Genomic DNA, 23,830 nt, shown 5'->3' with positions numbered 1-23,830 from the left:
TTATTAATAGAATTTGTATTTTTACTTAAACTTGGAAAGTCATATGAATATCAAAGAAAGAGTTGCAGCGCTAAGAGCTGAAATGAAACAAAAAAATATTAAAGCATATATAATTCCGAGCACAGACCCTCATATCAGCGAGTATGTTGCAGAATGCTGGACTTCACGCTCATGGATTAGCGGATTTACTGGTTCTGCCGGCACAGTTGTAATTACTGATACTGACGCAGGTCTATGGACAGATTCCCGCTATTTTCTTCAAGCTGATAATGAATTAAAAAATTCAGGTATCTCACTTCATAAACTTGGGCTACCGGAAACTCTTGACTATCCTGAATGGCTGGGGAAAAACCTGCAAAAAGGTGATACAGTAGGATTCGATGGTAAAGTTGTTACTGTCGCTCTTGCAAAAAAAATGGAGAAACTTTTCTCCTTCAAAGGAATACATTTAAATACTGAATATGATTTCTTCGAAAAGATTTGGATTGACAGACCCTCTATTCCCGATAATAATATTTTTGAACACAAAATTGAGTATGCAGGTAAATCACGAGTTGAGAAAATTGCTGATGTACAAAAATCTATGACGAATCAAGATGCAGACTATCATATAATTGCCACTCTTGACGACATCAATTGGTTATTTAATATTCGAGGGCGCGATGTTATTTTTAATCCTGTAGCAGTCTGCTATGCTGTAATAACAAAAAATTCTGCCGAACTGTTTATTGACGACAAAAAGATTACAGATGATATAAGGCAGATACTTACTGATGACGGTATTACTTTGAAACCATATAATTCGATAGCAGAAAGAATCTGCTCATTTGAAAACAGCAAAAATGTTCTTATTGATATTAACAAAGTAAATTTATGGCTTTATCAGGCTATACCTTCTGCTTGTACAATCATCGAAGGCAGCAATATTTCTACACTAATGAAAGCCTGCAAAAACGAAACTGAAATTCAGGGGATGAAAAACGCTTTGCGTCGCGATGCAGTTGCTATGATCAATTTCTGGCAATGGCTTGAAAATACTGTTGGAAAAGAGCAAATTACTGAAGTTACGGCTATGGATAAAATCCGTGAGTTCAGGTCAGAAATTCCGCTATATTTCGGAGAAAGTTTTAACACTATCGCCGGTTATCTTGGCAATGGGGCTATCGTGCACTATGGCGCTAGCAAAGAATACGCAGCTGAAATCAAGCCCGAAGGATTTTTCCTATTTGACTCAGGTGGTCAATACTATGATGGCACAACCGACATAACTAGAATGTTCCACCTTAGTGAGCCAACCCAGCAGGAAAAGACTGATTACACACTTGTTCTGAAAGGACACATTAATTTATCACTTGCACAATTCCCACTAAAAACCCGTGGCTCTCAGCTTGATATTCTTGCAAGAAAAGCTTTGTGGGACAGAGGTCAAAACTATTTGCACGGTACAGGTCATGGAGTAGGCTGCTTTATGAATGTTCATGAAGGACCACAAAATATCAGAATGGACGAAAATTCTACTACACTTGAACCCGGAATGATTTTATCCAATGAGCCCGGACTTTACAGAGCAGGCTTGTACGGAATTAGAATCGAAAATCTTGTTTTAGTTGTAAATGGAGAAAAAACAGAGTTTGGACAATTCCTGAAATTCGAAAATCTTACTCTATGTCCAATTGATACAAAAGCTATTGATAAATCATTGCTTTCAGAGCAGGAAATTAATTGGTTTAATGATTATCACAAGACAGTTTACAGCGAAGTTGCTCCTCTTCTTGATGATGAGAAACGCAGATTCCTTGCTGAAAAAACTAAAGCGATTTAATTATATTATTTATAAAGCATAATATATGGCAAAATTACTATATACTCAAAGCAACAAACGGCTTATACTTATTAAGTCGTTTGTTGGAGTATTAATATTTACTATTTTGGGAGTAATGATTTACTTAGTATTTCAAAACAACTCAAGCGATGAAAAGGGATATGATAAAATTCAAAGTTTTGAAGCTGATGATTATAAATCATTAAATATTAATGACATCAGTATATTGCTCGGAAATTATCAGGGTGTAAGGGAAAACGTGGACGGCAGTATTGAAGCAGTTCTTATGCAAATTTCCGATGTCAAAGCTCATGACAATTCTTTTAGTTATGTTCTGAATATAGGTACCAATACAAGATTTTCTGGTATTGGTCAACTGATTGCAGAAAAAGAATTAATCATTGCTGATATGATTGGTGATCTGAAATATAGTATCAATTATAATAAACAAATAATCTTGAAAACATCGGATAGCCAATCAAACACTAAATACAAACTAATTCAGGAGATGAGATGAAATACTTTTTAATGATTTTTTTAGTGATATTTTCATTGGGATGCAGCGAAACAAAGGAAGAACCAATTGACAACTTAAGCGACAACAACAGAGAATTGGATTCTTCACAAGTTAGAGAAATCGAATTTCAAAGAATTCAGGACAGCATTCTAAAAAATTATTCTAATGCCATAAAGCTAATAAATCAAATTGATTTTGAACTTAGCAGAATTGCAAATGCATCACCAAGTGCCGAGACCTACAGCCTCGAGATGGAAGTTTTACAAAAGATTGATTACTTATCATTCCAGCTTAAATCAAGGAATGATGATATCAACAAACTCGAAATAAAACTTAAAAGCCTCAGCAAAGATAATGCCGAGTATATCGAAAGAATCAAAACACTCGAAACAATTATTGCAGAAAAAGATAAAATTATCGAAAATCAGAATCGTCGGATTTTCAATCTTGAAGGCGAGCTGGCTCAGACAAAATCCGAAAGGGATAATGTGATAGCAGAAAAAGAAAATATTGAAAAGTTTGCAGTAAAAACTGAAAAAGAAAAAAACACTGCTTTTTATATTGTTGGAAAAGAAAAAGAATTAGAGAATAAAAAGGTCATAAAAATGGAAGGCGAAGGTTTTCTGGGTATTGGTGGCAGATATGTGCCATCAACAGATGCCGATTTAAGTCTTTTCCAAAAAATCGATATCCTTTCTGATACAATGATAGCAATACCAAACAATGTGAAGAAATTTGAAATTATTTCAACTCATAGCAGAAGGATGCTTGAACTGTACAAGTCAGAATCAGGAATGGACTATTTAAAAGTGAATTCGCCCGATATCTTTTGGCGGACTGATAAGACATTAATCATTGTTGTTGAATAGTTTACGTAAAATAAAATGATAAAAAAAATTACAATTATTTTGTTGCTCTGCTCATTTTCATACTTAAATGCGCAGGACACTACAGCAACCCAATTAAATTGGAAACACGGCGGATTAGCCGGATTAAACTTTTCTAATGTCGGACTATCCAACTGGGCGGGCGGTGGTTCGGATATGATTTCAATCACAGGTGTCACCAACCTTTTTGCTGTTTATAAAACAGACAACATGACTTGGGATAATACACTTGACCTTGGTTATGGCGTGGTTAAACAAGGCAGCGAAGATTTAAGAAAAAGCGATGACCGACTTATTTTCTTATCAAAGTTAGGCTACAACGCTACATCAAAATTACTTTATACAGCGCTGCTTGATTTTCGTACACAGTTTGATTTAGGTTACGATTATTCAAAAGCAGACCCAAATACCGGAAGCGCACTTTTAATTTCAGATTTCATGTCTCCTGCTTATCTCAATCTTGGTCTTGGTATGAATTACAGACCCGATGATTACTGGCAATTTTTCCTATCAGCAATATCTAATCGTTTGATAATTGTTTTAAATGAAGAATTGTCAAATCAAGGTGCTTATGGAGTAAATCCCGGTGAAAAAGTATTTAGCCAGCTTGGTGCATCTGCAAATATTATTTTTCAAAAAGATATTTTTGATAACGTAAATTTCCGTTCAAGACTTAATTTGTTTTCGGCATACAACCGATTTACTTCAGTGGTTGTAACATCTGAAACTGCATTAAATATGAAAGTTAATTCTTTTATCAATGCAAGCTTCAATCTTGATGTTATTTATGACGACAAAGTAAGCATACTTCGTAATGACGGAACTCGTGGACCTTCCACCCAAATTCGCCATGTCATAGGCATCGGTATTGCCTATAAATTCGGGCACGATAGAGAAACAAAGTAAATTTTTTGAATAATTCAATAATATATAAGCATAAATATGCCAGGATATATAAGTAAAGATTTTGTACACTTCGGATGCGGATTACCACTTAAACCGGATAGCGTTTGGACTTCTATTCCATATTCAGTACAAAAAAATATTCGCAAAGCAGAAAGCTCGGGTGTTACAATAAAAAAAGTTTTAGGCAAGAAGGGCGATATTGTTATTTTAAGGTCAATGTGGTATGACCCGAACGACCCGAATATGCCTTCCGATTTATCCGAAAACGAATTTATGTTTATTGCCTATGACAAAACAGAATGTCCGGTGGGAGCAGTTATACTTCTGCCGGTTGGCAATCACCTGTTTTTAAATAATCTGGCAGGTAGTGAAGAAGGGAAAAAATTGCGTGTACAGGATTATATCTTGTGGCATTGCGTGAATTATTTCTCCGATTCGGATTATAAATATATAGATGTCGGAGTTTCCTACCGCCAAACTTTATATGATTTCTTCAAAAAGTGGCAAGTGATTTCATATCCGGTTATTTTCAACGTACCTCAAAATAAGCTAAATATATCTATTTACCCTTTCAATTCTTACTTATATAACTCTTACCCTGATGATAGTAAAATTAAATATGTCGAAAATGAATTTTCAAAAATATTGAATAACAGAAAATATACTTTTGTTCCAAATATTGAAGAAGCAAAAAAAATACTTCACAGATTAAATTATGAATATATCGAAAGAACCTATACATTTGATGATATATCTTCCGAAAATCCTTTCGTAATTGATTTAACAAAAATATTTTCTGTTCAGTTTGGTGTCCTGATTGTTAATTTACAAATTGATGATAAAGCGATGTGGAACGTACATCGAGCCTGGGATCCATTTAAAAAGAATATCTCTTACACTAATTTGGCAGATGAATTGTTAAATTTTGATCTGATAATTGCCAAGCGAAAGAGAAATATAGAAATTATTGGTAATTACTTTTCACTTGAAGACATCCGATGCAACAAAAAAGATGAATTAATTCCATCGGCATTTTATTTCATTTACCAGCTTAACAACAACTATCACAATAAGTTAAATGACTTTGCAATACCCCACTATTTCAATTCAGAAACCAATGAAATTGGAATTCCAATTCACCAAAATATAAAAAAAAGTGAATTAGAGTATTTGTACGCAATTTTCAGAGGAGTTCTTAACTTGTGTAGCGAGTGGGAATTTACCGGCAAATACAGCGACCTTAAGTAATTTCATAAATTTTTTATACTAAATTATTTAATATTTGGCACGAAAATAGATATAATGAGAATATATTTTTTATTATATTATTTCAGGCTTCAGAAATGGTTGCTTATCAGGATAATCTGAATACAAACATTATTAATAAAATTAGCAAAACGCATTACGGTAGATTCCATATAAATTTTGAAGGCAGTAATCTTCGAAAGGAAAACAAACTTAACATTATTGATGACGGTATTGACCTCAACGATATAATGACAGACTTTCCTGAAAGTCGTTTTTTAATACGTGTCAAAGGCAACTCTATGACAGGCGCAGGAATCAATGATGGTGACTTATTACTTGTAGACTGCATAAAATCTCCATCGCACAATAACATTGTTGTTGCAGCAATTAATAATAAAATTGTAGTAAAACGATTGCACTACTCATATAAAGAAACAATGCTCTTGTCAGAAAATGAAAATTATTTACCAATAAGACCTAAAGAAACAGATAATTTCAAAATCTGGGGTGTGGCAATTATGGTAATCAAAGATATGAAATAAATAATAGGGTAAGATTTACGAGGAAACGCCCTGAAAAGAAAGCCTGTGCACTCCCCCCTGCACAGGTTTTTTTATAAAAACCTGACTTTTAGAATAGAGAAATCGTCTTTTTGCTTACTGAACTCGTATAAATTTTTGACAAACTGCTGAAGTTCTTTAAGTTCTTTATCTGCTCTGCTATGTCTTGCCTCTAAAAACAAACGCATATCATCTATTCCCCAATTTTTACCATCCGGCTGATTCAAATCAAATGTACCATCAGAAAATATATAGATATCTGTATTGGGTTCAATAATACAAGTTTTTGATTTGAATTCATACTTATCCAAACCACCGATAATAAAATTAGGAGACGACAGAAATTCAGTACTCCCATTAGGAAAAGAAATCACCGATGGAGGATGGCCTGCTGCAGCATATCTCAACTCACGAGAGTCAACATTAAAAACACCATACCACATAGTGAAATACAAACCATAATGTTCATGAATCTGAAATAATTTATTCAATGCTGAAAATACAGATTCAGGATTTAAAAAGTCTGTATCGGCAAGATTCAAATATTTCAGTGTATTCATAAGTGATATTGAATACATTCCGCTTGCAATACCGTGTCCACTGACATCAAAAAGGTACATTACAAAATTTTTATCATCAATCCAATTATATCCGAATGCATCACCACCGAGTTTGGCATTTGGCATATATTCCCAAAAAGTATGCACATATTTATCCGAAAAAGGTGCCGGAAGTAAAAATCTAAAATACTCAGCAGCTATTGAGAGCTCTTCATTGAGTTTATCATTCATCAATTTAATCTCTTCGCTTTGATAAATAAGCAAATCACGCGAAAATTTGAGCTCAAGCTGATTTTCAATACGGGCTAAAACCTCCTGCTTCTGAAAAGGTTTTGTTATAAAATCAACGCCACCGACCGAAAAACCTGTAACAATATCTTTAGTTTCATGTTTAGCAGTAAGAAAAATAACCGGAACATCTTTTAGCTTTTCATCTTTTTTTAGTTCACGACAAACATCAAAGCCGTCTATTTCAGGCATCATAACATCAAGTAAAATTAGGTCAGGATGGATATTTTTTGCAGTATTCAAAGCCTGACGTCCATGTATAGAAACTGAAATATTATATCCGCTTTCAATAAGAAGATTGCCGACAATTTGTATATTGCCGACAACATCATCAACGATTAAAATTAAAGGTTTTTTTGTAAATTTCATTTTTTATTTGAGAAATATTTTTCTCTTACAAATAAGCAAATTATTATTTTAAATTTTTCACAATTATATTTTAAAAGTAATCAATTTAAATGAAATAAAAAAATCATATTAACTAATATAATTAAACATTGACTATTGATTATATATATTTTACATAATGTTGGGTTTATTTACGGATTTTTTCATAACAATCAGTGCTGAAATAGCAGATGATATAATACCCATAACAACAGCACCAAACATACTTTTAAATATGTAACTTTGAAAAGAGAAATATTTAGTAGCTTCCTGCTCAGAAATAATTCCCTGACGAATAGATTCATTGATAATGTTATTAAAATAATCCGGTGAGATTATATAATGAGTCAACAATTGATTAAGTGGAACAAGTAGTGATATAAATACAGTAATTATCAAACCGGTCTGAAAACCCTGCTGCCAAGAAATTATTCCATTATAATTATTCTTTCTTTTTTCCAAAAGTGCAAATACATATACAAGAATAGCAGGAATTGCAAATAAATTCGTAATAGTGGCATGGTTAGATATATTCTCGTCATGCAAACCCGAAAACTTTTCCATAGATATCCACATAAGACTCATAACGGAAAAAACTAAAGCCCATTTAAATTCAACAGAATATTTCTTCATAAAAATTAATATTTATAAAAACATTATTTAGTAATGCAAATATACGAGTAATTAATTACAAAAAAAAGCCTGACACATAATTGTATCAGGCTCATCTTAAAGATAGCTTGGCGACGACCTACTCTCCCACAAGGCTGCCCTAGCAGTACCATCGGCCCTGTGGAGCTTAACTACTCTGTTCGGAATGGGAAGAGGTGTACCCTCCACGGTATAGCCACCAAGCAAATTTTCTAAAAAATAAAAGAACTTAAACTGGAGATTTGAAGTAAGTTATAAGTCTGCTTAATTAGTAAGTACCAAATAAGCTTAGAAACTTTGATATAACAACCAAAGAAATTCGGAAAGCCCATGGATTATTAGTACTTCTCGGCTGAATGTATTACTACACTTACACCTGAAGCCTATCAACCAAGTAGTCTACTTGGATCCTTAGAGATACCTAATCTTGGGGTAGGTTTCGTTCTTGAGATGCTTTCAGAACTTATCCTTTGCGGACATGGCTACTCTGCAATGCCACTGGCGTGACAACAGATACACCGTCGGTCCGCTCACTCCGGTCCTCTCGTACTAAGAGCGGGTCCCCTCAAGTATCTTACGCCCACACTGGATAGAGACCGAACTGTCTCACGACGTTCTGAACCCAGCTCACGTACCGCTTTAATTGGCGAACAGCCAAACCCTTGGGACCTTCTCCAGCCCCAGGATGCGATGAGCCGACATCGAGGTGCCAAACCTTGCCGTCGATGTGAACTCTTGGGCAAGATCAGCCTGTTATCCCCAGCGTACCTTTTATCCTTTGAGCGACGGCCCTTCCACTCGGAACCGCCGGATCACTAAGACCTGCTTTCGCATCTGCTCGACTTGTATGTCTCACAGTTAAGCCACCTTATGCCTTTATACTCTACGCACGATTACCAACCGTGCTGAGGTGACCTTTGTAAGCCTCCGTTACCATTTAGGAGGCGACCGCCCCAGTCAAACTACCCGCCTAACACTGTCCCCGCGGATCCACTCCGCCGGGTTAGAATCCAGCTATAACAAGGGTGGTATTTCACCAGTGACTCCACAAAGCCCACAAGCTCTGCTTCGCAGTCTCCCACCTATCCTACGCATGTTATAACCAAACCCAATATTAGGTTATAGTAAAGGTGCATGGGGTCTTTCCGTCCCAGTGCGGGTAACCGGCGTCTTCACCGGTACCACAAGTTCACCGAGCTCGCGGTCGAGACAGTGCCCAGATCGTTACACCATTCGTGCAGGTCGGAACTTACCCGACAAGGAATTTCGCTACCTTAGGACCGTTATAGTTACGGCCGCCGTTTACCGGGGCTTCAATTCAGGGCTTCGCTTGCGCTAACTCCTCCTTTTAACCTTCCGGCACCGGGCAGGTGTCACACAATATACATCCTCTTTACGAGTTAGCATTGTGCTGTGTTTTTGTTAAACAGTCGCCTGGGCCATTTCTCTGCGGCCTCATTGCTGAGGCACCCCTTCTCCCGAAGTTACGGGGTCAATTTGCCGAGTTCCTTAACCGCGACTCACTCGCGCGCCTTAGTATACTCAACCCATCTACCTGTGTCGGTTTGCGGTACGGTCACCTATTCTCGCTTTTCTCGGCAGCTTAGAACCATACCGGGATAGCCATTAACCCGGCATGACATTTCAACTGCGTCACTTTTATTAAATAGGTGGTTCAGGAATATTTTATTTTGCCTGATTACCATCGACTACGCCTTTCGGCCTCGCCTTAGGAGCCGACTAACCCTGAGTTGACGAACAGAGCTCAAGGAAACCTTAGACTTTCGGCGTTAGGAATTCTCATCCTAATTATCGTTACTTATGCCAACATTTGCGCTTCTGTACGCTCCAGCAAAGCTCACGCTTCACCTTCACCGCCTACAGAATGCTCCCCTACCACTCAATAAATTGAGTTCTAGACTTCGGTGATATGCTTAGTCCCGGATATTGTCGGCGCTGAATCGCTCGACCAGTGAGCTATTACGCACTCTTTAAATGAATGGCTGCTTCTAAGCCAACATCCTGGCTGTCACCGCAACTCAACATCCTTTCTCTGTTAGCATATACTTTGGGACCTTAGTCGTAGATCTGGGTTGTTTCCCTCTCGGCCGTGAAACTTATCTCACACGGCCTCACTCCCGAGAAACATGTATCCGGAATTTGTGGTTTGTCAGGGGTCGGTACCGCTGTAACGGCCCTAGCCCTATCAGAGCCCTACCTCCGGGACACTATCTCGAGGCTGTACCTAAATACATTTCGGGGAGTACGAGCTATAACCGAGTTTGATTGGCCTTTCACCCCTATCCACAGTTCATCCAAATGGTTTTCAACCCAAACTGGTTCGGACCTCCACGTAGTGTTACCTACGCTTCATCCTGACCATGGATAGATCACACGGTTTCGCGTCTGCCGCTGCATACTAATCGCCCTATTCAGACTTGCTTTCGCTACGGGTACGTTTCTGAGAAACTTACCCTTGCATGCAACGAGCAACTCGTTGGCTCATTAAGCAAAAGGCACGTGGTCACTTTCGCTCCCACCGTTTGCAAGCATACGGTTTCAGGTTCTATTTCACTCCCTTCTGAAGGGTTCTTTTCACCTTTCCCTCACGGTACTGGTACACTATCGGTCACAGAGGAGTATTTAGCCTTGGAGAGTGGTCTCCCCAGATTCCCGCAAAATTCCACTTGTTTCGCGGTACTCAGGATACCTCATGCCCGAATCAGGATTTCACTTACAGGACTATCACCTTCTATGGTTGGCCTTCCCATGCCATTCTGTTATCCTTCAACGTAGCGTCTAGAGGTCCTACAACCCCGAAGTGCGTACACTTCGGTTTGGGCTTTTCCCGTTTCGCTCGCCGCTACTCAGGGAATCTCATTCGATTTCTTTTCCTCCGGGTACTAAGATGTTTCAATTCCCCGGGTTAGCTCACTTTCGTGTGACAGAACATTACTTCTGTCGGGTTTCCCCATTCGGAAATCTACGGATCACAGCTAATTTCCAGCTTCCCGTAGCTTATCGCAGGTAGTCACGTCCTTCATCGCCTCTCTGTGCCAAGGCATCCACCGTATGCCCTTAATATCTTAACGAATTTCTTTGGTCGAATATACCAAGTCTCTAAACTTGATTTATTTGATACTTACTAATTAAAAAGACTCTAACTTACTTCTGAGATATTATTAAAATATCCCCATTCCAATTATCAATGTACTAATTTTTGTGGACCCTAACGGGATCGAACCGTTGACCTCCAGAATGCAAATCTGGCGCTCTCCCAGCTGAGCTAAGGGCCCTGAAGTATTTCAAGAGCTTACCGCGCCTAACATGTGGGCCTGAATTGACTTGAACAATCGACCTCACGCTTATCAGGCGTGCGCTCTAACCAGCTGAGCTACAGGCCCATGTTTTCAAGGAACCTCTTAGGTATATCAGCATCTAGCTGACTGAGCAAAGGACCATTTACAATGAACACTAAGTTCACTGAAAACAGAAAGTATAAAAGTTAACAGCCTATTGTTTTATTATGTTTCTTGCGAAACTCTTTAAAGGAGGTGATCCAGCCGCACCTTCCGATACGGCTACCTTGTTACGACTTAGCCCCAGTCACTGATTTCGCCTTAGACGTTATTGCTAACGGCTTTGGGCGCCCCCAGCTTCCATGGCTTGACGGGCGGTGTGTACAAGGCCCGGGAACGTATTCACCGTGGCGTGCTGATCCACGATTACTAGCGATTCCAGCTTCATGGAGTCGAGTTGCAGACTCCAATCCGAACTGAGACAGGTTTTGGGGATTTCCTCAACCTCGCGGTTTTGCCCATTGTACCTGCCATTGTATTACGTGTGTAGCCCCGGACGTAAGGGCCATGATGACTTGACGTCATCCCCACCTTCCTCACCACTTGCGTGGGCAGTCTCCTTAGAGTGCCCAGCTTAACCTGCTGGCAACTAAGGATAGGGGTTGCGCTCGTTGCGGGACTTAACCCAACACCTCACGGCACGAGCTGACGACAGCCATGCAGCACCTATACAGATGTCCCGAAGGAAAGCTCCCTTTCAGGAACGGTCATCTGCACTTCGAGCCCGGGTAAGGTTCTTCGCGTTGCATCGAATTAAACCACATAATCCACCGCTTGTGCGGGCCCCCGTCAATTCCTTTGAGTTTCAACCTTGCGATCGTACTCCCCAGGTGGTATGCTTAACGAATTTTCTCCGGCACTAAGCTCTAGGAGCCTAACACCAAGCATACATCGTTTAGGGCGTGGACTACCAGGGTATCTAATCCTGTTTGATCCCCACGCTTTCGTGCCTAAGCGTCAGTTATGAGCCAGATAGCCGCCTTCGCCACTGGTATTCCTCCTGATATCTACGCATTTCACCGCTACACCAGGAATTCTACTATCCTCTCTCACACTCAAGACCTGCCGTATCAGAGGCACTTCCCGGGTTGAGCCCGGGTCTTTAACCCCTGACGCACAGATCCGCCTGCGCACCCTTTATACCCAGTAATTCCGGACAACGCTTGGACCCTACGTATTACCGCGGCTGCTGGCACGTAGTTAGCCGGTCCTTCCTTTGATGGTACAATCCCAGTCCCCCGAGGGGACTTTTTTTCCCATCCGACAGCGGTTTACAAGGCGAAGCCCCTTCATCCCGCACGCGGCGTCGCTGCATCAGAGTTTCCTCCATTGTGCAAAATTCCTCACTGCTGCCTCCCGTAGGAGTCTGGACCGTGTCTCAGTTCCAGTGTGGCTGATCGTCCTCTCAGACCAGCTACTGATCGCAGCCTTGGTAGGCCATTACCCTACCAACAAGCTAATCAGACGCAGACTCATCCCTATCCGTTACCTTTGACACATTGTGCCTCATCCGTTTTTAGCACCAATTTCTTGATGTTATTCCGGAGATAGGGGCAGATTATCTACGCGTTACTCACCCGTGCGCCAGTGACTCCGAAGAGCCCCTTGACTTGCATGTGTTAGGCACGCCGCCAGCGTTCGTCCTGAGCCAGGATCAAACTCTCCGTTGTGTTTAGTTTGATCTTTATTTTCTAGTTGAAAATTAGGCTATGGAATTGACAGTTCGCTCTATATTGCTACTGTCTTGTTAACTTTTTATACTTCCTGTTTTCAATGAACTTTTTTTTCATTCCCGTTCTTTAACGGGACTGCAAAAGTAATACTAATTTTTATTCTGTGCAAGAAAAATTTTAAATATTTTCTTTTTTCAGTTCTGCATTTTTGCAGGGCTTCAAAAATAATACTAATTTTTATTCTGTGCAAGAAAAATTTTACTTTTAATGAACTTTTTTTCGTTTCCGAAAATTTTCTCTGCAAATGTTTCTTAAAATCGCAATTGACAGAGCTTACAAAAGTAACACTTTTTCAAATTCTGTGCAAATTATTTTTTTATATTTTTGCAAATATTTTTTTTGCGACTTTCAATGAACATTTCTGAAAAACTTAATTTTATTCAAATCGTGTTTGACAGAGCTTACAAAAGTAATACTTTTTCAAATTCTGTGCAAATTATTTTTTTATATTTTTGCAAATATATTTTTTTTGCGACTTTCAATGAACATTTCTGAAAAACTTAATTTTATTCAAATCGTGTTTGACAGAGCTTACAAAAGTAACACTTTTTCAAATTCTGTGCAAATTATTTTTTTATATTTTGCATATTCTGATAAAATCTTATCAATATTTTTCTAAATAATAAAATGTTCGAATCACCATTATCACTCTAATTACGCTCATTATCAGCCTTTACAGAAATTTCATTTAATCTTATAATTTATAAAAAAACTGCAATATTTTTACAATATTGCAGTTTGTTCAAATAATAACAACTATTTCAAAATAGAATTTGTCTATTTTTTTGTATAACTTTCCATCATTTTTTTCAATTCATCAAGATTATCAGCCGACAAATTTTTTGCATTACTCATAAAAGGAGTCAGCAGGTCAATTGGAATCGGGAATAAAATTGTAGAATTCTTCTCGGTTGCCACGTCTGCAAGTGTTTGCAGGAACCTGAGCTGTAGTGCGATTGGCTGTTTGGATATTTGTTCAGCTGCATCAGCAAGCTTTTTCGCTGCCTGGAATTCACCATCAGCATTGATGACTTTAGCTCTTCTTTCACGCTCGGCTTGTGCCTGCTTAGCCATTGCACGTTGCATTTCGAGCGGAAGATCTATCTGCTTAACTTCAACAGCTGTTACCTTAATGCCCCATGGCTCAGTGTGCTCATCAATAATTTGCTGTAGCTGAAGATTGATTTTATCCCTATCTGAGAGAAGTTCATCAAGTTCGGACTGACCAAGTATACTTCTGAGCGTAGTTTGAGCAATTTGGTTTGTGGCATACAGATAATTCTCAATTGCTACTACTGCCTTATCCGGGTAGACAACTCTGAAATACAGAACTGCGTTGACTTTTACCGAAACATTATCTTTGGTAATGATATCCTGCGGTTCAACATCCATTGTAATCGTTCTTAAACTAACACGAACCATCTTATCAATTAATGGTACAAGGATTATAAGCCCGGGACCTTTGAAACCGATTAGTCTTCCAAGTCGGAAAACTACGGCACGATCATACTCTTTAATTACTTTTACCGATGAATATATCAAGTAAACTACTATAAAAACGAGAAAAATCATTATTTCCATAAATGCTCCATGTTATTTGAAAAATGTAAATAATTTTATGTAAATATAAGACTTATAATTTTTAGTTCAAAATTATATTTTGATAATAACAAAAAGTATATAATAATTGTTTACTGAACCTTTTAAATGATTACTTTTGCAATATATTTTTTTAAATTCAGGAATATAATAATGCTTTGTATATATAATAATTCAAATGAACCATATTATAATATGGCTGTTGAGGAGTATTTGTTCAAGAATTTCAATGATGATATTTTTATGTTGTGGCGCAATGATAATGCAATCATTGTTGGCAAACACCAGAACACATTAGCCGAAATTAATATTGATTATGTCAAAGAAAAAGACATTAAAGTAGTTAGACGCCTATCCGGTGGCGGTGCTGTTTTCCACGATTTGGGGAATCTTAACTTCACTTTTATTATGAATTCAGGAGAAGGCATGCCTGTTGATTTTCGTAAATATACCGAGCCGATACTTGATGTTCTTCAAAAGCTTGATGTTCCTGCAAAATTTGAGGGTAGAAATGATTTGACTATTGACGGGCGAAAATTCTCCGGTAATGCTATGCACGTTGTCAGAAGTCGCGTCCTGCAGCACGGCACCTTGCTTTTTGCCTCAGAGATGAAAGACCTTAGTGAAGCTCTCAAAGTCAACCCAGCAAAATATCAGGATAAAGCTGTTAAATCTGTACGCTCAAGAGTAACCAATATTTCCGAGCATTTAAAATCTCCGTTAAGCCTTGATGATTTCTCATCTATGATTATGCAACATATTATGGCTAAATATGAAGACTGCAAACTATATGATTTAAATGACCGCGATATAACGAATATTTCTGCTCTTGCAGAATCTAAATACTCAACCTGGGACTGGAATTTCGGCTATCAGGCAAAATACGATTTCTCGCACTTCATCAAATCAAGCGGCGGTAGTATTGAAATCAATCTGAATGTAACCGATGGAATTATTACAAAATGCAAGATTTTCGGCGATTATTTCAATACTAAGGATACTGAAGATTTGGAGCAGATATTCACTGGAATAAGGCATGAGGAGAGCTCCTTGAGAGAGGTGATGTCTAAAATCAATATCGAAGATTATTTCCGCGGAGTTCGTCTTGATGAGCTGATTGAGGGGATGTTTTAATTCTTTTGAAATACATTTGATATAGTCAATCACACTTCCTAAGGTTATTTATTTCGTATATCTGGAAGAAGAAGGTTTCTATATGAATTATTGAGCAATATATGATATTCACAAATGGAGATGCTTTTTTAAAATAATTTAAGTCTTTAATATAAGAAACGATGTTGAAGAAACAGGTCTCATTTGGATTCTGATTTATTTTAGTATATCCCTTAAAAAATCAGAATGATGGTGCATAGTATAATTTATTCATGGTTATTAAACCCATCTTCATAACAATCAGACTAATGACCGAAACCAAATATGAAAAAATAATATTTCATTACATTTTGAGCATGAATTTTAATATCGAATACTTCCAACGCCCTTCTGCGTCCTGCTTCTCCAAAAGATTTCAGCAAATCGCTGTCATTCATAAACTGAATAATTGCACTTGCAAGCTCCTTAGGATTTTTCTCTCCAACTAAGATTCCTGTTTGGCTAGTTACAGCTTCTCTAACACCTTTCACATTTGTTGCAATAACCGGTGTGGCGCAAGCCATTGCCTCAAAAAGAACCCGCCCCATCCCTTCAGTGCCCTCGTGAGATGGAAGCAGAAGCAAGTCGCTTGCCTGCATATATCTATGAATATTGCTTTGCTGTGAAAGTATTATGAAATTGTTTTTCAAATCATATTCATTGATTTTATCAATCATTTCACGATAAAAATCGTCGCTTGACGGTGTGCCGATAAGCAGAAATTTAAAATCAATATTAGTACTACTTGATTTTAATATTTTTGCGGCTTCTATAATATCATAAATTCCTTTTCCTATCTTGAATTGTCCTGTAAAATTAATCAGAAAGCAATTTCCGGGTAAATTTAGCTCACTCCGAATTTGATTTTTGTCATGAAGCGGAACAAATGTGTCGCACTCAACTCCATTATAAATAGTATGGTATTTTCTATCAATTTCTTTAAAATTTTCAAAACGATATTTTACATCATTTGAAATTCCGATTATACCGTCCGAAAATTTCACGGACAAATTATCTGTTTTTACTTTTCTTGTCAGTCTGACGTGCCAAATCATTTTTGCTTTGGTAAGTTTCTTTGCTAAGCCACCAATCAAGGAATCTCGCTCGTGGTCGGGATGAACGATATGAATATTATTTTGTTTAATGATATTTCTGATTGAAATAATATTTTTAATCTGTTGAAATATATGTTTTGGTTTAAGTGGAAGTAGCGGAACTATGAAACATTTACAATCTAATGCAGTTAAAACATCTTTTAGTTCGCCTTCTGATGGCAAGATTGCAAACGGAGTGATGCGACTTCTGTCCAAATTTTTAATTAAAGCAAGCATACTCTGCTGACCACCCATTTTTAAATCAGGAAAATGGCTTATATAAAGGACATTCAGCATATTGCTTTTCTATGAATAATCACAAAATTTAGCGTCAATTATTTTCCTCTGATAAACCATGCTTTAATAATTTTGCCATTCTGAACTTCGTAAATAGCTGTTGCGTGCACAATCTCACCTTCGACAAGACCTGCTACATGCTCTTCATCAATTACAAAATCACCGCAGGTGATTCTGCTTACTACTTCGCAATGCAGATTTTCACTTAGGTTGAACAAATCGCCATATATAGCAATAAGATTATCCCTGCCATCACAAAACAGCTCGCCGGTCTGCAATCTGAAAAGCTTAATATCATCAGAAAAGCAATTTACAAATTCTGATATACTTCTATTATTATAAGCTTCTAACTGCATTTTGACAGGCTCAGCCAGTTTATCGTCAATTTTTCTTTCCTGAACTGTAGAATGGGGCTCGCTTCGTTTAATTTCACTTTGTTCAATTCCTGATAAAACATAGATGAAAGCAAGAAGAGTCCCGAACATTACTAATAATTTTAACATTTTATTTTTTTAAACAACCTAATTTACAATACAAATTTATTTAAATACCTATCTATTTATAAGACTGAAAAAAGTCGAAAAAGTTTCATTATAATTTATAAAAATTAATTGAATTAATATCAGAATCGGTAATAAAACTATAAGCGAAAACTTGAACATATATGAGAAGAAATCAGGCATCTTGATTCCCTGCTCTTCGGCAATTGCTTTAACCATAAAATTAGGTCCGTTACCGATATATGTCATTGCTCCAAAGAACACAGCTGCAGTGGAAATAGCAATCATGATTTCCTGAGGAATACCAGCAACAATTGTGCCGTTAATCCGCTCAGGATTTACTGCCACAAGCCCAAGTTCCAAATAATAAAAAGTAACAGCTGTAGGAGTATTGTCTAAAAACGAACTTAATATACCCGTAGCATAATAAAACTGTCCGGCTGTCTGAATGCCCAGTTGGTTAGCATGTGCTTTCAAATATTCCAAAGCCGGTATCATAGTTAGAAATATTCCCACAAAGAGATAAGCTACTTCAAGAATTGGAGCCCAACTGAAATTATTTGCTTTTCGTATTTCATTTCCGGTTGTATATAAGGACAGCGATGCCATAACTATTAAAAATCCTTCCCTGAGAAATGAAAAATAATGATTACTATGAATGAAATCAACTGTTCCTTCATTTATAAAAGCAACTCCTATAACAACACCAATTAAAAATATGAAATTTCTTTTTCCAACAATTCTGATAGGCTTTATATTCGTTTTATCAAAGATTATATCCTGTGGCAATTCTTTACTATAAAAATATTTATCTACAAAATAATATACTGTAAGCAATAATATATTTGCGGTCAGCCACTCAGGAAACAACTTCAAAAACCAAAAGAACTCAGCACCACGCAAATACATCATAAATAATGGCGGGTCACCAAGAGGTGTAAGGAGTCCACCGCAATTTGCTACTATTGCTATGAAAAAAAGCACCGTATGAACTTTCAGTTTCCTTTCGTAATTTGTTTGCAACAGCGGTCTTATCAGTAGCATTGCTGCTCCGGTAGTTCCCATAAATGATGCAAGTACCGCCCCAATCATCAGAAATATCATGTTATTTTTTGGAGTTGCTTCAATGTCGCCCTTAATATGTATTCCGCCTGTGATGACAAATAAGGAGCCAAGTAAAATAATAAAAGGTATATAATCAAATAATAAAATATGCTCGATTTGATCTGAATAACCAACAAATATTAAATATATAGATGTTGGTATTGCAAGCGCTAATGATACAATCAACTTATTGCGATTGCTTTCCCAAAAATGATTTGCAAAAACAGGCATTGCAGCAATTGCGGCAAGCATAAGCACAAACGGCAACATCGAATACGCCGGCAAACTGTAAGTATGTTCCATTTCTTATAAATGTTCATCAATTTTAAAAAAGCAAAAGTATGAATTATTTTTCAGTTTACAATGAATAAAATATATTTTTATCATAATTTACTCAATTGATGTTATAATCGTGTCATTATATTTTATCACTTATCACTCTGCTGAGAAATAAACTTGACAGTGATACCACTTTTACAATTTAATATCCTAATTTAAACTATCTATCGTCTATAAGTTTTTATCATACTATATTATGTTAATTTATGCGAAATAAAACAGATAAGAATTCAGCTTATAAATTTTACTTTTCAGGTAAAATATTATTTACTTGTGTTTTATTTTTTTTTTCAGTTATAAATTTGCATAGTCAATGGATTCCTGCGGGTTCACCATCAGGTGGTTATATACAAAATCTTGTTTCTTTTAATGGCAATATATATGCAAATGCCATAAATTCAGGAATTTACAAAAGCACTTCACCTGATTATGTCTGGCAGTTAACTTCACCAAGAAATCATCCTTTAAGAGAAACTCAAGTTATATTTGCAGATAATTCTGTAATTTATGCTGCTACAATTCGGGACGGTTATTTTAAAAGCACCGATAACGGCAGTTCATGGGTCAAAATTCGAAATGGTACAGGTACCGGCGGAAAACCTCTGTTTACAAATAATATCAAAAAATACAGAAATGGAATAGCGTTTTGCACTGATGACGGAATATATATAACCAACGACCAAGGCGATACATGGATTCCTTTATTGACTGAAATCAATATGAACGTAATTGATATAGCCGAAGTTAATGAGACTACTTATATTATTGATATTAATGGCTTCCTTTTAGTCAGCCCAAATGGCACGCAATGGAACAGACTTACTTTTCCAAATTCTCCCAATCTGGAATTCTACAAATTATTCAGAGATGATAATTCACTCTTTTTTTGTGTTCATGACAGTCTTGGCTTCAGCGGATACAACTATAATATATTTAGAAAATTTGATTACGAAGATACTCTAAGACTTTATAATCCACAAGATTTTCAAAACAGATATATAATCAATACAAGCCAAAAAGGCTTAGACTTTGCTGTTTCCACATACAGAATACAGGATAACGCAATAGATTATAATGTGTTTGTATCCAATGATGAGGGTTTAAAGTGGAATTCTGTATTTGATACAACTATGTATTACAAGCTTATGCTTTCGCCTGCACTTACATTAGAAGGCAATTATGTTTTTGCCGGTACATATTTTGATGGCATAATTAGAATTAATGTTACAAACGGGCAGAAAACATTTCAAAGCAATAATATACATAATTTAATGATTACCTCACTTGCATTCAGAGGCAATGATTTTTATGCCGGAACTGCATTAACAGGTATTTACTATTCAGGCAACTCAGGATTAGGTTGGCAACAGCTTAAAGAAAGCCCCAAGCAAAATTCTGAAGAATACCTCCAAATTTTTAAGATTGGCTTTCTTAATGAAACTGTAATTGCAGCAACCCGCCAAGGTTTTCATAAATCAACCGATAAGGGTGAATCATGGCAAAGTATGGGTTTGTCTGACTATGTTATAATTGATATGTATATCGAAGGGAACCAAATCTTTGCAGCAGGGAATGTCTTTACGGGCAGTGTTTTTATATCCACAGATTCAGGGAATTCCTGGACAACAAGACAACTACCTGATGAATCTGTTATACAAGGGTTTTACAAGGATGGAAATAATTTTTTAGCAGTCACAAATCATGGTATATACCGTTCAACAAATATGGGAAATAACTGGAGTAAGGTTTTCTCGGATTTACCCGCAACCTCAGGTTTGCAGCGTATCATCCGAAGCGGAAACAACCTTCTTTCAACTTCTTCTGAGGGTGTATATATTTCAGGTAACAATGGCTTTTCATGGTTCAAAGCTGATAACACTTTGAGTAATTCCAATATTATAGATTTGCGAACATTTGGGAATTATGTATTTTGCTCTACTGACAGCAGCGTTTATATCTCTATGGATAATGGTTCAAACTGGGAGGATGTTAGTAAAGGACTTGGCAATAAACCGATAAGAGGATTTGCATCCAGACAAAATGATATATATTCATATTCATTCTATGATGCAATATTCAGAACAAATTTACAAACATTGTCAAAAATTAAAATTTCCCCTTTAAATGAAAATATTTTTTGCAATGATTATGAGTTCGTTATTAACTATACTTTGGATTCTGATATTGAATTTTCGAGTGATAATTTTTTCATAGCCGAACTATCAAATTCAAGCGGAAGTTTCGTAGATAATACAATAATAATTGGAACAATTCAGTCAACAAATTCAGGTATTATCTCAGCAAAAATACCTTCTGATATTACATTCGGTACTAATTACAGGATTAGAATCCGCTCGACTTCCCCTGAATATATAGGAATTGATAATCTTGCTAATCTGATAATTTTAGAAAGAAGTATTCCTCAAATAACAGGCGAAAACAGCGTTTGCTTAGGCGATACGACAGTTTTCAGCACTGAATTTAAATCCGGCTTTACTTACAAGTGGGAAGTAGAAAATGGTGAAATCATCGGAAATGATAACAACAGCACCGTCAGTATTGTCTGGAGTAATCCCGGAAGTGGCTCATTGAAAATTTTGCAGCAAAGCATTTCTGCTTGCAGTGATTCGAATTCTTTTAGTGTAATTATTAATCCGGCTCCTGAAAAACCTGTCATTACAGAAATTGATTCAATGCTCATCTCCTCAGCTGCTATTGGAAATCAATGGTACTTGGATGGTGATATTATATCAGGTGCAACTCAGCAGTCAATACGACCTGAGCAGGATGGCTATTATACTGTTCAGGTTGTTAATGAATGGGGCTGCAAGTCAGAAGTTTCGGATGAATATGCCTATATAAAATTTGAAGATAAGCTTGTTATATCAATTGATGATGCTGAAGCCACAGATGGAGAAATAGTTAGAATTAATGTCAGGCTATTGAAAAATTTGAAATTTTACGAATTAGATGTCCGAAGTATCAGGGCAAATCTTGTATTCAATGCCTCTCTTCTCTATCCATTATCTGATGACAAGGGCGTAATCATTGATGGCAAAAGATATATTCAGATAACACTTGATACAAATTATATCAATCAGGATATAATTAAGGTACTTGAGTTTACAGCAATGCTTGGAAATGCAGAAAGTACATATCTTGAGTTTGAAAATATATTCATAAATGAACTCCCTGAAAAAGATGTTGTTATTAATTCCGGAAAATTCTCACTACTTGATTTATGTTATGAAGGTGGAGTAAGACTTGTCACGAGTATGCAGTCTGCATCAATCATCAGCTTCAGCCCAAATCCTGCACTTGATAAAATCAGCTTTGCTGTAAGGGCAACAGAGCCTGCAAATGGAAGAATATACTTTCTTAATTCTGCGGGTGTAATAGAAGCAGAGATTTATAATGGACTTCTAAGCGATGGAATAAGTGAATTTTCTTACCCATTGAATAATTTTTCTTCAGGTGATTATTTGCTTGTACTTGAAAGCAATGGTGGTAAATCTGTTCAAAAAATTATTATTGCGAGGTAAGTTGTGAGGAATTTGGTTCATATAAACATAATACTAATAATCTTAGCCTCCTTAAATTTATCAGCAAATGACAGCAATAATTCATTCAAGCGATATGGTGTCTATGCTGGCTATGGTTTAGTTCGTGGAAATTCTGCTTTTTCTGCATTTCAGGGTATTCCGAACTGCTGTCCTGAATTTAAGAGAACCGACGGATACCAAGCATTTTTTGGTGGAATTTACGATTATTCCTTTGGAGAATATGGCATCGAAGGAAGACTTGGCGGGGAAATATACAGTGGCAGCTTTAAGCACAAAGAGCCAAGAATCTTTGGAATTAATGGAACCCCAACTCCCGGAAATTTCGAACACCATATTGATTTTGATATATATTCTATTAATTTTGACGCTCTTTTCAGAATGAATTTTTTGAAGAATTTCGGAATTTCCGCAGGAATTGGAACAAACTTTAACTTTTCCGGAAATTTCATACAATTTGAATCAGTTAGCTCATCAGCCGGAAGAGTAACTTTTGCAGATGCTGAGGGAAATAGCACAGGCTCTTCTGTGAGAAATCAATTCGAAGGTGAAATTCCCGAGCTTAGTAAAGTTCAATTTTCAATTCCGGTTAATATATACTATGAATTTAATTTAAAGAAAGACCGTTCATTGATATTAAGACCTGAGGCTGGATTTAGATATACTTTTAAAGAAACTGTAATGAACACCGACTGGAAATATTATGCAGCAAGAATTGGTGTATCACTGATTTTCTCAAACAAATCTTTTGAAGTTATTGAAGAACCCGAAATATCAGATACTGATTTATTAATGCTTGAACTTGAGGAAATTCGTCTGCGTGAAGAAAAACAAAAGCTCAGGCAAGCCGAACTTGAAGCAGAACTACTCAAAAAGCAACTCGAAGCCGAAAGTTTAGCACGCGAAATCAAATTAAGAGACAGTATAAATGAAGCTTCTGCTAAAAAAATGGAATTGCTTAGAGAAGAATTTGATATGCAAATCAAAGAGGAGAACCAAAAATATGGTGAGATATGCAAGTGCTATATAGTGCAGTTTATAAGCACAAGTAACAGGTCTGAAGCAGTTAAAGTAAAAAATTACATAACGAATGCCGGCTATACAAATATCATAATGACTGAATATAAGGAGCCCTATATGGGCGAGATTTTCTACCGAATTACATCCGATTGCTTCGATAATCATCTTGAAGCATTTGATTACAATGCTAAAATAATGCAGTCTGATTTAATTCTCAATTCCCGAATAATATGCAATAGGTAAATCC

Annotated in this window: 15 protein-coding genes, 2 tRNA genes and 3 rRNA genes; 9 read left to right on the top strand and 11 right to left on the bottom strand. The window is 36.7% G+C overall.

The features are described 5' to 3' along the window. Positions 1 to 43: 43 nt before the first annotated feature. The 6 genes from KF896_09975 (at position 44) to KF896_09950 (ending at position 5,922) form a co-directional block, all read left to right on the top strand. Positions 44 to 1,822, top strand: coding sequence for an aminopeptidase P family protein (locus KF896_09975; GenBank protein ID MBX3044030.1), 1,779 nt, complete (start codon positions 44 to 46; stop codon positions 1,820 to 1,822). A 25-nt stretch (positions 1,823 to 1,847) separates the two neighbouring features. Then, on the top strand, positions 1,848 to 2,339 hold the full coding sequence (locus KF896_09970) for a hypothetical protein (GenBank protein MBX3044029.1): 492 nt from the start codon (positions 1,848 to 1,850) through the stop codon (positions 2,337 to 2,339). Next, entirely contained in the window at positions 2,336 to 3,208 is an 873-nt protein-coding gene (locus tag KF896_09965) for a hypothetical protein (protein MBX3044028.1), read from the top strand. The genes KF896_09970 and KF896_09965 overlap by 4 nt, the downstream gene beginning before the upstream one ends. Before the next feature lie 15 nt (positions 3,209 to 3,223). After that, entirely contained in the window at positions 3,224 to 4,132 is a 909-nt protein-coding gene (locus KF896_09960; GenBank protein MBX3044027.1) for a DUF3078 domain-containing protein, read from the top strand. A 36-nt stretch (positions 4,133 to 4,168) separates the two neighbouring features. Next, positions 4,169 to 5,380, top strand: a complete 1,212-nt coding sequence (locus tag KF896_09955; protein MBX3044026.1) for a hypothetical protein — start codon at positions 4,169 to 4,171, stop codon at positions 5,378 to 5,380. A 95-nt stretch (positions 5,381 to 5,475) separates the two neighbouring features. Next, positions 5,476 to 5,922, top strand: a complete 447-nt coding sequence (locus tag KF896_09950) for a LexA family transcriptional regulator (GenBank protein ID MBX3044025.1) — start codon at positions 5,476 to 5,478, stop codon at positions 5,920 to 5,922. 71 nt (positions 5,923 to 5,993) lie between these two features. On the opposite strand, the gene KF896_09945 is transcribed toward KF896_09950, so the two are convergent. From KF896_09945 to KF896_09910, 8 genes are all read right to left on the bottom strand, one after another. Further along, complete coding sequence (locus KF896_09945; protein MBX3044024.1) at positions 5,994 to 7,157, bottom strand: SpoIIE family protein phosphatase; 1,164 nt, start codon at positions 7,155 to 7,157, stop codon at positions 5,994 to 5,996. Positions 7,158 to 7,307: 150 nt separating this feature from the next. After that, complete coding sequence (locus KF896_09940) at positions 7,308 to 7,808, bottom strand: DUF4199 domain-containing protein (GenBank protein ID MBX3044023.1); 501 nt, start codon at positions 7,806 to 7,808, stop codon at positions 7,308 to 7,310. A 105-nt stretch (positions 7,809 to 7,913) separates the two neighbouring features. Continuing rightward, positions 7,914 to 8,030 (bottom strand): 5S ribosomal RNA (gene rrf, locus KF896_09935). Positions 8,031 to 8,144: 114 nt separating this feature from the next. After that, positions 8,145 to 10,918, bottom strand: a 23S ribosomal RNA gene (locus KF896_09930). Between the two features lie 131 nt (positions 10,919 to 11,049). Further along, positions 11,050 to 11,122, bottom strand: a tRNA-Ala gene (locus KF896_09925). Positions 11,123 to 11,156: 34 nt separating this feature from the next. After that, positions 11,157 to 11,230: transfer RNA gene (locus KF896_09920), tRNA-Ile, on the bottom strand. Between the two features lie 143 nt (positions 11,231 to 11,373). Beyond that, positions 11,374 to 12,855: ribosomal RNA gene (locus tag KF896_09915) — 16S ribosomal RNA — on the bottom strand. Together the 16S, 23S and 5S rRNA genes with 2 tRNA genes alongside form the textbook arrangement of a ribosomal RNA operon. A gap of 840 nt (positions 12,856 to 13,695) precedes the next feature. Then, positions 13,696 to 14,499 (bottom strand): slipin family protein, encoded by an 804-nt coding sequence (locus tag KF896_09910; protein ID MBX3044022.1) that lies wholly within the window; start codon positions 14,497 to 14,499, stop codon positions 13,696 to 13,698. A 171-nt stretch (positions 14,500 to 14,670) separates the two neighbouring features. On the opposite strand from KF896_09910, the gene KF896_09905 reads away from it, so the two are divergent. After that, positions 14,671 to 15,651: a lipoate--protein ligase gene (locus tag KF896_09905; protein ID MBX3044021.1), complete on the top strand. Its 981-nt coding sequence runs from the start codon at positions 14,671 to 14,673 to the stop codon at positions 15,649 to 15,651. A gap of 284 nt (positions 15,652 to 15,935) precedes the next feature. Here KF896_09905 and KF896_09900 read toward each other — a convergent pair whose 3' ends face one another. Genes KF896_09900 through KF896_09890 form a run of 3 tightly spaced genes read right to left on the bottom strand, consistent with a single transcriptional unit; the run spans position 15,936 to position 18,967 of the window. Then, entirely contained in the window at positions 15,936 to 17,060 is a 1,125-nt protein-coding gene (locus KF896_09900; GenBank protein ID MBX3044020.1) for a glycosyltransferase, read from the bottom strand. A 38-nt stretch (positions 17,061 to 17,098) separates the two neighbouring features. Then, positions 17,099 to 17,563, bottom strand: coding sequence for a nuclear transport factor 2 family protein (locus KF896_09895; protein ID MBX3044019.1), 465 nt, complete (start codon positions 17,561 to 17,563; stop codon positions 17,099 to 17,101). 48 nt (positions 17,564 to 17,611) lie between these two features. Beyond that, positions 17,612 to 18,967, bottom strand: coding sequence for a sodium:proton antiporter (locus KF896_09890; protein ID MBX3044018.1), 1,356 nt, complete (start codon positions 18,965 to 18,967; stop codon positions 17,612 to 17,614). Positions 18,968 to 19,305: 338 nt separating this feature from the next. Between KF896_09890 and KF896_09885 the strand changes: the two genes are divergently transcribed. Beyond that, the gene (locus KF896_09885; GenBank protein ID MBX3044017.1) at positions 19,306 to 22,545 is read left to right on the top strand and encodes a hypothetical protein; all 3,240 of its coding nucleotides are present in this window, start codon (positions 19,306 to 19,308) and stop codon (positions 22,543 to 22,545) included. A 3-nt stretch (positions 22,546 to 22,548) separates the two neighbouring features. Beyond that, a complete protein-coding gene (locus KF896_09880) occupies positions 22,549 to 23,826 on the top strand; it encodes a hypothetical protein (protein MBX3044016.1) in 1,278 nt (425 codons plus the stop codon). Positions 23,827 to 23,830 lie beyond the last annotated feature (4 nt).

The organism is Ignavibacteriota bacterium (assembly GCA_019637995.1).
GTDB lineage: Bacteria > Bacteroidota > Ignavibacteria > Kapaibacteriales > UBA2268 > JANJTB01.
The sequence above is the reverse complement of the archived record's forward strand: the minus strand, read 5'-3'. Positions and strand labels throughout refer to the sequence as shown.

Bases quoted from the DNA above. Each gene is read 5' to 3' on its own strand.
- KF896_09945 (MBX3044024.1), bottom strand. From the start codon at position 7,157: ATGAAATTTACAAAAAAACCTTTAATTTTAATCGTTGATGATGTTGTC.
- KF896_09890 (MBX3044018.1), bottom strand. From the start codon at position 18,967: ATGGAACATACTTACAGTTTGCCGGCGTATTCGATGTTGCCGTTTGTG.
- KF896_09940 (MBX3044023.1), bottom strand. From the start codon at position 7,808: ATGAAGAAATATTCTGTTGAATTTAAATGGGCTTTAGTTTTTTCCGTT.
- KF896_09970 (MBX3044029.1), top strand. From the start codon at position 1,848: ATGGCAAAATTACTATATACTCAAAGCAACAAACGGCTTATACTTATT.
- KF896_09895 (MBX3044019.1), bottom strand. From the start codon at position 17,563: ATGTTAAAATTATTAGTAATGTTCGGGACTCTTCTTGCTTTCATCTAT.
- KF896_09950 (MBX3044025.1), top strand. From the start codon at position 5,476: ATGGTTGCTTATCAGGATAATCTGAATACAAACATTATTAATAAAATT.
- KF896_09910 (MBX3044022.1), bottom strand. From the start codon at position 14,499: ATGGAAATAATGATTTTTCTCGTTTTTATAGTAGTTTACTTGATATAT.
- KF896_09975 (MBX3044030.1), top strand. From the start codon at position 44: ATGAATATCAAAGAAAGAGTTGCAGCGCTAAGAGCTGAAATGAAACAA.
- KF896_09955 (MBX3044026.1), top strand. From the start codon at position 4,169: ATGCCAGGATATATAAGTAAAGATTTTGTACACTTCGGATGCGGATTA.
- KF896_09905 (MBX3044021.1), top strand. From the start codon at position 14,671: ATGCTTTGTATATATAATAATTCAAATGAACCATATTATAATATGGCT.
- KF896_09965 (MBX3044028.1), top strand. From the start codon at position 2,336: ATGAAATACTTTTTAATGATTTTTTTAGTGATATTTTCATTGGGATGC.
- KF896_09900 (MBX3044020.1), bottom strand. From the start codon at position 17,060: ATGCTGAATGTCCTTTATATAAGCCATTTTCCTGATTTAAAAATGGGT.
- KF896_09960 (MBX3044027.1), top strand. From the start codon at position 3,224: ATGATAAAAAAAATTACAATTATTTTGTTGCTCTGCTCATTTTCATAC.